Source organism: Lactobacillus sp. ESL0228 (genome assembly GCF_003692825.1).
In the GTDB taxonomy this organism is placed as follows: Bacteria; Bacillota; Bacilli; order Lactobacillales; family Lactobacillaceae; genus Lactobacillus.
The window spans coordinates 1-9,993 of the sequence record NZ_REHJ01000010.1; the positions used below are offsets into that span (position 1 = coordinate 1).

Below are 9,993 nucleotides of genomic sequence, written 5' to 3' on the forward strand. Positions count from 1 at the left end.
AAATAAAAGCTATTACTAAATGCGCTTAAGTTTATGATATCTCAATTTGCGGGATCGTACAGAGTATATAAAAAAAAAAAAAAAAGTAATATAGAATTACCGTTATTTGAGAAAATAATAAACCTTAAAAAAAGCTGAACTTAGTTAAAGCTAATTAGCTATTAGCATGGGTTTAGCAATTACTAAATAAGCAAAAAAGAATTAATAAAATAAAGCAAATAAGTCAAAAAAAAGTAAACATTAATTCTTAGATAACGGTAGTTATTAATAACAGATTAAGATTTTGTTATGCTTAAAAGCAACAAAAAAAGGCATTAACTGCCTTTTTTTAATTTCATATTTAAAACTTCATTCTAAAATTAGTAATCAAAAAGAAGATGACAATTTTATCTTTTTGAAATGATAACTTTACTATACTTTTAATTCTTCAAATTAAAAACGTCGCTAATTAGCGACGTTTTTTTACCAAATATGAAGCAACCTATCTGGTTGTAATTTACTTAAATTAAATTGATGTACATGTTGCGCTTGACTTGGAGGAAATGGTTCCACAAAATCAGCCAAATTAACCAATCCTGTAGAATAAGTCCACATACCCTTAACTTTTTTAATCGGATCAAGCATTTCATTTCTAATCGGGTATGCCGAAATTAAAAAGTGTTTATGATGGAACTTAAAAACAAAGTATGGCAACCGAAATTCATTAATAATTTCCTCTTTTGTTTTGCCAATCGTGACAACATTACGATAAGTACCATACTTTGCCGTAAAACGATCATTAAAGGAAAAATAAAAATTAGAAATATGGACATGGGGAAAATCTTCTTCCCTCATTTTATCGGGGACCGCCATTACGTGAGTATAATAATCTAAATTACTTTCCCTTTGTGATAATGCTTTACCCATCTGATTAGGACTAATAACATGAGCCCATTCTGGAAGTTGAGTATTACTCTGATAAGATAAATACATTTCCCTAACCACATTAGGCTTGACCCAGTCATACTGTCGCCGAATTTCATTGCGTTCAAGCAGACTTCGCAAATTCCTATGATACATCAAGTCAACCACAAATAATTCATAACGGTATCTTTCAACCCACGGTTGATAATGCTCGACATTTTCGGCAAGAATATGGGTACTGTCGACAATCACCGTTTCGCCACGTTTCATCTTTTCTTCTACGAGGTAATCCACCACTTTCTCCGTTTGCTCATTTGCATAGCGCGGAATAACTTGATGTAAACAATCGGTATCTTCTTCATAGTAATAGGTTAAATTTGCCAACAATAATCTAATTTGATCACGGCTAATCGCGTACGGTTGTAAGTGATGACGCGAAATGAAAGAAGATTTACCGGAGCCGGGGGCGCCTCGCAACAAAAATATTTTACGCATGCCTTCTACTCCAAACTAAGAATGTAAATATATTTAGTATCGTCTTAAATTTTAACATATATCTGGCCAATTCCACTCTTATAACTAAAAAAGCCAGACAAAAAATCAAGATAATACCTGTTTGTCCCTTATATGTAAGTATTTATCAAAAGTGTATACGATGGGCTCGGCATTATAAACTTCCAGTTTAGTAATAGCGCTATCATCAATTTGTTCAAGTTTCTTGATTAAAGCACGTAAAGTTGAACCATGTGCCACAATTAGTTGATCCTCGCCTTTAAGTAGACGTCGTGCTACTTCGTTATGATAGTAGGGTAATACTCTTTGTTGCGTTTGGTAGAGACTTTCAGCTCGCGGTAATCTTTGGCGATCACAATTAACATAACGCCGATCGGTAATTCGATCACCAGCGGGTGGAACAGAGTAAAAGCCCCTGCGCCATTCTAATATTTGCTTTTGACCAAAAATTTCTCGTGATAAATCTTTATTTAATCCCCGAAGTTTGCCATAGTGACGTTCATTTAGTCGCCAAGTTTTAGTAATTGGCAAATATAAAAAGTTGGCAACTTCTGCAACAATGTTTGCCGTTTCAATCGCTCGCACAAGAATAGAAGTATGCACATGGGTGGGAGCAAAATTAGGGATCTTGCTAATTAATTGACCAGCCAATACAGCTTGTGTCCTGCCACGAGACGTTAATTTAACATCATTCCAACCCGTATAAATATTAGCATAATTAGCGGTACTTTCACCATGCCGCAAGAGCACTAACTTGACCATTTTTAATTCATCCAATGCATAAACAAAAGTGCAACACCTGCAACCGTAAAGATTAAACCAAGAATCATAAAGGCTTTATTACCACGACGGTGATTTTGGCGTCGATTAAAAGCATAGGCTAGATCATATAAGCCAACGATTAATACAATAATTGCCGTATATACATTAACTTTAAAATTCACTTTCTTTACTCCTCATGTTCACGATCTGATACAATCATTTGATAGTTTTTACCACGTTCACATTCTACCTGAAAATTAATGTGATTAATCCCTAAAGTTGCCAATTTTTGACTAATTTCTTGTGTTAACTGTTCGAATTCGCCTGCCGTTAATTTTGCATCAACGTTAACATGAGCATCCAGCATAATATATTGATCACTATAGCGCCAAACATGGACGTGGTGAACATTTTTAATTTCTGTAAAAGATAATACGATCTGGTTTACTTTGTCTAAATCAATATCAGGATTTGACTCCATTAAAATATTAGCTGCTTCATTAGTTAATACAATTGCTTCACGTAAAACGAACAATGATACTAAGATTGTCATTACTGGATCAAGCCAAGCAACATGCCAAAAATAAATACAAATAGCTCCAATGACAACAGCAACACTCGAAAGAGCATCACTTAGCATATGGATAAAAGTAGACCTTACGTTAAGGTTATCTTTATTATTTTGATGCATAACAACCATCGAAACCACATTCGCAACTAGTCCAATAATGGCAACAACCAGCATAATACCACCACTAATTTTGGTCGGTTGCCAAAATCGTTCAATTGCCTCAATAAAAAGCACTATACTGATTAAAATTAAAATGATGCCATTAGTAAAGGCTGCCAAAGTCTCTGCACGTTGGTAACCAAAAGTCTTTTCCTGATTGCTACGTCGATTGCTGATTAAATGGGCAACAAACGAAATAACAATTGCACCAACATCACTTAGATTGTGAACCGCATCAGATAATAATGACAATGAGCCAGAAATAAATCCTCCGACAAATTCACTAATCGTGATTATCACATTCAGCGCTGTAACATAAGCATACCGCTTTGTAGTAGGATCTTTCATTTGCTTTTCTCCTTTGCAGTTAGTGTAACAAAAAGTCCTACTAAAAGTAGGACTTTAAATATTTTCAGCATCAACATTATAATCAACAATTTCAAACTGACCATTATTATGCAAGATACCTCGGCTAACACTACCATTATTAGGAAAAATAATGTCATGTTTACCATCACTTTGATTCCAATACTTAATTGCTAAGGTTTTAATAAAATCACCATGAGAAACAATCAATATTCTCTGTTCTTTTGTAGTTAAATCACGTAAGACAGAAATTGCCCGTACCATTCGCTGGTCAAGTTCCTGTTTATTTTCGGCTAAATGCCTTGGGTCAGCTTTTTTCGTTGCCTGCCGAAATTCATCGATGCCCACTTGATTAATTATATTAGTAATGTTTTTTTCGGGTAACATCCCTGCAGCTAGTGATACTTGCTCCCAAGTGTCAGCAATGTCATCACCTTCAAAGGACCCGAAAAACACTTCGCGAAATTCAGGTAATTTTTTTATCTTTCCTATCTCGGAAACCTGATTAACATCTTTCATTAAATGAACAGTATCAATTGCACGTTTAAGGTCGGAAGAATACATATTATCAAAATGAACCTGTCTTAACGCTTGTGCCGTGCGCTTTAAGTCATTAATCCCATTGATTGTCAAAGGAGAATCGCACCATCCCTGAACCTTGTTCAACTGATTGAACATTGTTTCGCCATGTCGCACTAAATAAACTTCTGTTGCCACCTCTCATTCTCCTTTCCTTACTTTAAATAATGTGGAATAAACTATAACATATATGCTCGATAAAAGAAATACCCAGCTTGGATAAAGGCAAGAATTGCAATAAACAGCCGAACAGCATTAGCTGGAACCTTACGTAATATTCCCATTCCAAGATATCCACCAATAAACATCCCAATTGCTAATGGAATAGCTTGTAGCCAATAAACATGTGTGGTAACCGCAAACACAATTAAGGCTACAAGATTACCTAAACCACAAACAACATTTTTTATTGCATTTATTACGATGAATTTTTCATTAGTAATATATGTCAGTAAAACCAAAATAATGACCCCACCAGCAGCGCCAAAATAGCCAGTATATACTCCCATTACTAAAAGTGCAAAAATATATAGTAGTTCCTGCCATAAAGGACGTTTATGAGGCTCTAAATTATGATGCTTTCCAGAAGCAATCACCATCACCCCAGACCCAGCAATAAAAAATGGAACTAGTTTTTCGAAAATTTTCGCTGGAAACGCCAATAATAAATATGTTCCTAAAAGTGAACCAGAAACAGTGAAAATAGCATAAAAAGCCACCTGACGCCAATGCCCTTTTAGTTCCTTAGTAGAAGAAATTGTTGAACCAATACTAGTCCAAATCAACGCGGCATCATTAGTAATATTAGCATAAACGGGAGGAATCCCAACCGCTAATAAAACTGGGTAAGATGCTAGTGAAGCCATTGAAGCCACTGATGATAAAAGCCCACTTATAATTCCTCCTAGAAGAATAAATATTATTGTCAAAAATGTTGGCATCATTTCCCCCTTTTATCATCATATCGATTATAATGCAGTTAGTAAACCATTTAAGAAGGTAAATTTAAAGTGACAAAATTTGAAACATTAATCTTTATCCCAGAGGGTAGCATACTCAATGAATCTGCCGCTGAAAGAAGCGCACTCAAGTCCACCTTAAATGCCATCGGACAAGAATTTGGTTCAAGCCAACGATTAAAATATAATAATCTGCAAGCTCAAATCAAACTGCTTGGCTTTAACGAACGAATCAAACTGCTATTGCAAACGTTTGGCATCAGCCAAATAGATTTATTTATTCACGAATTACAAAAGCAACAACAGCTTGTAAAGGATGTAACCAACTTTTTAAACGAAGTTAAAAGTCAAGTCAAACTAATTATGCTTGCTAAAGAATCAAGAAAAACTATTATTTCTAGACTTGGCCCAAGTGAATTGTTATCGTTTTTTTCAGCCACTTATTTTATAAATGATTTTTCTCAAAAATTGCCTGACAGAAAAATTTTTGATCAGATTATCCGTGAACAAGCGCTTAACCCAGATTCATGTCTTGTTATTGGGACTGATCTAACTGATGAAATTCAGGGTGCCGAAAATGCTGGATTACAATCATTATGGTTAGCCCCCAAAAAAAGCAAAATTCCAATTAACCCTCGTCCAACCCTGCATTTAAATAAAATTAGTGACTTATTATTTTACCTTAACATGAGCTAGTCTATAATAATCAATAGAAAGAAGAGATGTTTTAACAATGAAAAAAGTTGCAGTAGTATTTGCTAATGGCTGTGAAGAAGTAGAAGGATTAAGTGTAGTTGATGTCTTGCGACGCTTAAGCATTCCAACTGACATGGTTGGTCTAACTAGTCCAAAGATCACTGGCGATCACCAGATTCAACTTATTTGTGATAAAGTGGTGGATGATAGTTTACTAAATTATGATTTAGTTGCTTTCCCAGGCGGAAAAATTGGTGCCGAAAATTTACGCGATAATAAAAAACTTCGCGATTTAATGGTTAAGCGTCACGAAGAAGGCAAATGGAATGCAGCGATGTGTGCTGCTCCAATTGCCTTAGCCCGTTATGGCATATTAGACAACGCTGATTATACTTGTTATCCAGGTTTTGACAAACAGACTAAGCAAGATGCTCCAACTGGTAAATTTAAAGAAACAATTACGGTTACAGACACCAAACATAAGCTTATTACTAGTCGCGGTCCGGCTACTGCGTGGGCATATGCATATGCAATTGCCGAAGCCCTAGGAGTTGAAACTAAAGAATTAAAGCAAGGAATGCTTTACAACTATCTAGCTGATAATATTCAAGCAAGTTTATAACTATTAAAAAATGTCTCATTTTATAAAAACGAGACATTTTTATTTATAAAATTTCTACTAAAGATCTTATCTTATTATGTTTTGCTATGAGCATACTCGACAATAACAGTTAAAGCTAATATAATCACCGTACTACTAAGCAAAACAATGATTCCTGAACTAAAATTCAATTGCGAATTTTGGTATAACATTCCTAATTTCCCCGAAACAGTATCAACCGCATTCAGATACGTCATCGGTAACCAAGCACTAACTTTTCTTAACATTGGGACAGCTATTACCGCCACGTTCACTCCTAATACTAACAATAGTGCAAGCAGCAATGTGGGCAGTTGAGCGCGAAAAATTTTGGCTAAAAATCTTACTAAAACTACTAAGAATAACAGACCCAAAAGTTGCAAAACAATAATTGGTAAAATCAAATTGCCACTAGCCACAAAATTAGTTATCATTCGACCGTTAACAAATTTATAGGTCAAATACGGAAAAGCTAAATTGCCAGAACCAGCAAAAATCGTAGCGGCAATTATCATTAACAAATTTATTACCAAAAAACTTCCCCCTAGTAAAATTAAACCTGCACTAATTTCTGTTAAGGCCTGACGCCATTTACTAATGGGATTGAGCCGAGTTAGATCAAGTTTTTGGTGATAAGGTTCTGTTAATAATAATGTTAAGATAAACAAAGCCACCAAAGTAAATAGATACGGTAGATACTGCTCGTTAAGGTGCAACCAAAATTGGATTCCCGTTACTGGCATATCTTGACTTTCATAAGCAAGTGGTTTGCGTTTAAGATAGGCAAAAAATTTTAGTTTGTTATTAGTCTCTGTCACTTGTGCTGGATCAATCTGATCAGCGATATTTTCTAAATGTTTTTTTTCATGCTGCTTTTTTTGCCACATAAGCGTATAAGCTAACTGCCACTTAGCAGCTTGAGCAGCTTTTTGTATTTGATAATCTTGGTTGGCAATTTTTTGGTTACTGTTAATATCTTGTTCAGTTTCTTGATAAAGGTCACTATTTTTCTTTTGTTGCTTCAGATTTTGTTTTAACTTAGCATTTTCTGTTTGGTAATAAGTGCCTTCTTTTTGGGCTCCTGCCTGCAAGGTAAATTGAGGCGTAGTACGTAGATTCAGGAATAAAACAACGCCCAAAATTAGAATCAGGATAGAAAGACAAATTGGCATCAACTTATTTTTAACTACTTTTTTTAGTTGAAATAAGAGATAAGCCATTATAGTGCCCTCACTTCTTTGAAATGAGGAGTTCTAGTCCGTTCTAATAAGCAAATCAAACTGAACAATACAAGTGAACCAATTAGTAGGGTATCTACTCCACTAGCAAAATTAATTTGGTAATTATCGATGTTATAAGCAGCTACCCCCGAAACCACATTGATTGCATTAAAATAAGTGTTAGGCAGCCATTGGGCCATCTGAGACAGTGGTTCAATTACCGTGGTTGCTAATCCAATGCCTACTACTAAAAGTACCGCTAATAACAGTGTTGGCAACTGATTATGCAATAGTTTTGCCAGTAGCTGGATAAACAGTACTAAAAATATAAATTCCAAAAATTGTAAGATCAAAATTTGCGGGATTAAAGTCGCTAACGGGGCCACAGCAACTGTTTGCCGCCCATTGACCAAGTGATGAATAATAGTTGGGTATTGTAAATTACCTGTACCAAAGATTAAAGACGCTCCTGTAAAGACTAATAAACTAACTAATAAATATAATAAACAACTAATGGCTAACCCCACTAAACTATTAGTTAATAGCTTACTCATTACATTTATTGGTAAAACACTGGTGATATCTAATCCATTTTTATAAGTGTCAGTGTATAAATACGTTAGAATAAAAATTATCACTAAGGTAAATAAAATTGGCCAATAGGTTCCATTTAAATCTGACCAAAACTGAAGACCAGTAACGGCTGCATCACTTTCATAAGGCATCGGATGCTTAACTAAATATTGATAGCGTTTTTTTACGCCACTAACAAAGTCAAGGTTTCGCCCACTTAATCCAGTAGTTTTCATTTTATTACTCTCTTTGATTTTTTCCTTATAAACTGGTCCCCACTGCCTCTTATTGATATGTTCAATCAACGCTTGATTTGCTTGTAATTGCTTTTTTGTTTGCTTCAGTGCAATTTTAGTTTGTCGGTAACCTTCACCAGTCGGTGAATACTTTTTTAGTGCTCGCTTATCTTGGGCAATATTATTTTTTTGGATTACAATATTGCCTTGTATCTGCCCCTTGATTGACTCTCCGCTGTCAATCTGATTGGTATTAAGAAATAACACCCCAAAGGAAATAATTATTAAAATGCATAAGGCAATTATGGTTAAATTATGCTTAGTTATTTTTTTAAATTGAAAACCAAAGTACGACATCATTCTTGCACCTCACGCATCATTTGTTGTTCTAAAACTAAACGATGAGCGTTGACCATCCTTAGTTCACTGCTATAATGTGAAGTCATGATAATACATTTGTTTTTATGCATAACTTCTTGCGCTAAGCGATCATAAAGTTGTCTGCGACTTGCTTCATCCAAACCATTAGTTATTTCATCCATTAGATAATATTCGGCATCACTCACAAAATACATGGCTACCAGCAATTTCTGTTTCATTCCTAGGGAATACTTTTTAATGGGTACTTTTGCGTAATCTTGCACCCCTAAAAAGGCTAACTCGTCTGCTAAATTCACCTGTGAATGCCACATGTTTTTAATAAATTTTAAATAGTCTAAACTATTTAGATTGGGATTGAGCCAGTCATTACTTTCGAAGAAAAAAACTTTGTCCTTATTTTGTGCGTATGGCTTACCTTCTAAGCGAATTTTTCCGGTGGCAATCGGGATTAAATTAGTAATTGCCCGTAAAAAGCTGGTTTTGCCTAAACCATTTTCGGCAGCAATCTGATAAAACTGACCAGGTATAAACTGATAACTAAAATCATGCAAGATTGGTTGACGGGTTTTAATTGTAAGGTGATTGATTTCAAGCATAGCGGTCTCCTTAATAACAATGTGATTAAAAATGCTTTTATTTGATAATAGCATATTTAATTTTGTAAATATATCTATATTTATAAACCAAAATGGTTCCAAATATCACTGCGATATTTGGAACCATTTAAATTACTAAATATTATTCTTTAATATATTTACCAATTAATAAACTAGGAATATTGATATTACTATCATATTCTAACCAGTGCATTAATTCACGTAAGGAAACTTCGCCAATTTGTTTGTTGCGCGGCGACAAATTCTGAATTTCTTTTTGAACCTGGGGCAATTGTTTCAAAGCGATTTGTTTACCCGCATTATCTTTTAGCCGCATCAAATTTAGTTCAACTTCAACTAAAGGCTTTAAGCCCTGCTTTAATGCTTTAATATTATAAAGATCTGAAACTAAGTTAACCCAGCCATGATGTTCACCGCTTTGATCAATAATATGAGCCATGACCGTATTATTGATTGTCTTAATAGCTATTATTTTAAATAGTGTTTTTTGTTCAATTAGCTGTTCAACATCCTTTTTTTCAAAGGTTGATTGTTTTTCAGCTTGTTGATACATTACTGCATGTGGAGAAAGTTTAAAAGTATAACCCGCTCGCGCTAATTGTTTACTAGCATGCTTATCTTGGCTTTGATCTTTTTTGGAAAAAGAATTAATTAATAAAGTAGCAATTGCTCCCGTGGCAACTGAGAACAAAGACACTGCTGCCGAAATGACTGTCATCCTCATACTTTTCTTCATCGTTAAGTCCCTCCAAATCTACACTTTATTTTTAATTTAACTGCGTCAGTAAGCAATGTCAATTATCTTTAACCAATCTTGA

The 9,993-nt window shown here is 34.6% G+C and carries 12 protein-coding genes; 2 read left to right on the top strand and 10 right to left on the bottom strand.

The window, feature by feature from the left end; all coding sequences use genetic code 11:
- Positions 1-462: 462 nt before the first annotated feature.
- The 6 genes from F5ESL0228_RS06405 to F5ESL0228_RS06430 all read right to left on the bottom strand — a co-directional run bounded on the left by F5ESL0228_RS06405 (position 463) and on the right by F5ESL0228_RS06430 (position 4,794).
- Positions 463-1,398 carry an AAA family ATPase gene (locus F5ESL0228_RS06405; RefSeq protein WP_122018726.1) on the bottom strand — a complete coding sequence of 312 codons (936 nt, stop codon included), beginning with the start codon at positions 1,396-1,398 and terminating at the stop codon, positions 463-465.
- 105 nt (positions 1,399-1,503) lie between these two features.
- Positions 1,504-2,178 (bottom strand): 2,3-diphosphoglycerate-dependent phosphoglycerate mutase, encoded by a 675-nt coding sequence (locus F5ESL0228_RS06410; protein WP_122023244.1) that lies wholly within the window; start codon positions 2,176-2,178, stop codon positions 1,504-1,506.
- A gap of 2 nt (positions 2,179-2,180) precedes the next feature.
- A complete protein-coding gene (locus F5ESL0228_RS06415) occupies positions 2,181-2,360 on the bottom strand; it encodes a DUF308 domain-containing protein (protein ID WP_122023245.1) in 180 nt (59 codons plus the stop codon).
- 5 nt (positions 2,361-2,365) lie between these two features.
- Positions 2,366-3,256, bottom strand: coding sequence for a cation diffusion facilitator family transporter (locus F5ESL0228_RS06420; protein ID WP_122023246.1), 891 nt, complete (start codon positions 3,254-3,256; stop codon positions 2,366-2,368).
- Between the two features lie 54 nt (positions 3,257-3,310).
- Positions 3,311-3,991, bottom strand: a complete 681-nt coding sequence (locus tag F5ESL0228_RS06425) for a histidine phosphatase family protein (protein WP_122018735.1) — start codon at positions 3,989-3,991, stop codon at positions 3,311-3,313.
- Positions 3,992-4,032: 41 nt separating this feature from the next.
- Positions 4,033-4,794 carry a sulfite exporter TauE/SafE family protein gene (locus tag F5ESL0228_RS06430; protein ID WP_122023247.1) on the bottom strand — a complete coding sequence of 254 codons (762 nt, stop codon included), beginning with the start codon at positions 4,792-4,794 and terminating at the stop codon, positions 4,033-4,035.
- 69 nt (positions 4,795-4,863) lie between these two features.
- Here F5ESL0228_RS06430 and F5ESL0228_RS06435 point away from each other — a divergent pair, with 69 nt between their 5' ends.
- Both F5ESL0228_RS06435 and F5ESL0228_RS06440 read left to right on the top strand, forming a co-directional pair.
- Positions 4,864-5,508 (top strand): HAD family hydrolase, encoded by a 645-nt coding sequence (locus F5ESL0228_RS06435; protein ID WP_122023248.1) that lies wholly within the window; start codon positions 4,864-4,866, stop codon positions 5,506-5,508.
- 37 nt (positions 5,509-5,545) lie between these two features.
- The gene (locus tag F5ESL0228_RS06440) at positions 5,546-6,130 is read left to right on the top strand and encodes a DJ-1 family glyoxalase III (protein ID WP_122023249.1); all 585 of its coding nucleotides are present in this window, start codon (positions 5,546-5,548) and stop codon (positions 6,128-6,130) included.
- Between the two features lie 74 nt (positions 6,131-6,204).
- On the opposite strand, the gene F5ESL0228_RS06445 is transcribed toward F5ESL0228_RS06440, so the two are convergent.
- From F5ESL0228_RS06445 to F5ESL0228_RS06460, 4 genes are all read right to left on the bottom strand, one after another.
- On the bottom strand, positions 6,205-7,368 hold the full coding sequence (locus tag F5ESL0228_RS06445) for a hypothetical protein (RefSeq protein WP_122023250.1): 1,164 nt from the start codon (positions 7,366-7,368) through the stop codon (positions 6,205-6,207).
- Complete coding sequence (locus F5ESL0228_RS06450) at positions 7,368-8,537, bottom strand: hypothetical protein (protein WP_122023251.1); 1,170 nt, start codon at positions 8,535-8,537, stop codon at positions 7,368-7,370. The genes F5ESL0228_RS06445 and F5ESL0228_RS06450 overlap by 1 nt, the downstream gene beginning before the upstream one ends.
- Positions 8,534-9,154, bottom strand: coding sequence for an ABC transporter ATP-binding protein (locus F5ESL0228_RS06455; RefSeq protein ID WP_122023252.1), 621 nt, complete (start codon positions 9,152-9,154; stop codon positions 8,534-8,536). The genes F5ESL0228_RS06450 and F5ESL0228_RS06455 overlap by 4 nt, the downstream gene beginning before the upstream one ends.
- A gap of 142 nt (positions 9,155-9,296) precedes the next feature.
- Positions 9,297-9,911 (bottom strand): hypothetical protein, encoded by a 615-nt coding sequence (locus tag F5ESL0228_RS06460; RefSeq protein ID WP_122023253.1) that lies wholly within the window; start codon positions 9,909-9,911, stop codon positions 9,297-9,299.
- Between the last annotated feature and the right edge of the window lie 82 nt (positions 9,912-9,993).

Excerpts from the sequence above, each read along its gene's own strand:
- F5ESL0228_RS06405 (WP_122018726.1), bottom strand. The coding sequence starts at position 1,398 with ATGCGTAAAATATTTTTGTTGCGAGGCGCCCCCGGCTCCGGTAAATCT.
- F5ESL0228_RS06410 (WP_122023244.1), bottom strand. The coding sequence starts at position 2,178 with ATGGTCAAGTTAGTGCTCTTGCGGCATGGTGAAAGTACCGCTAATTAT.
- F5ESL0228_RS06420 (WP_122023246.1), bottom strand. The coding sequence starts at position 3,256 with ATGAAAGATCCTACTACAAAGCGGTATGCTTATGTTACAGCGCTGAAT.
- F5ESL0228_RS06430 (WP_122023247.1), bottom strand. The coding sequence starts at position 4,794 with ATGCCAACATTTTTGACAATAATATTTATTCTTCTAGGAGGAATTATA.
- F5ESL0228_RS06440 (WP_122023249.1), top strand. The coding sequence starts at position 5,546 with ATGAAAAAAGTTGCAGTAGTATTTGCTAATGGCTGTGAAGAAGTAGAA.
- F5ESL0228_RS06445 (WP_122023250.1), bottom strand. The coding sequence starts at position 7,368 with ATGGCTTATCTCTTATTTCAACTAAAAAAAGTAGTTAAAAATAAGTTG.
- F5ESL0228_RS06450 (WP_122023251.1), bottom strand. The coding sequence starts at position 8,537 with ATGATGTCGTACTTTGGTTTTCAATTTAAAAAAATAACTAAGCATAAT.
- F5ESL0228_RS06455 (WP_122023252.1), bottom strand. The coding sequence starts at position 9,154 with ATGCTTGAAATCAATCACCTTACAATTAAAACCCGTCAACCAATCTTG.
- F5ESL0228_RS06460 (WP_122023253.1), bottom strand. The coding sequence starts at position 9,911 with ATGAAGAAAAGTATGAGGATGACAGTCATTTCGGCAGCAGTGTCTTTG.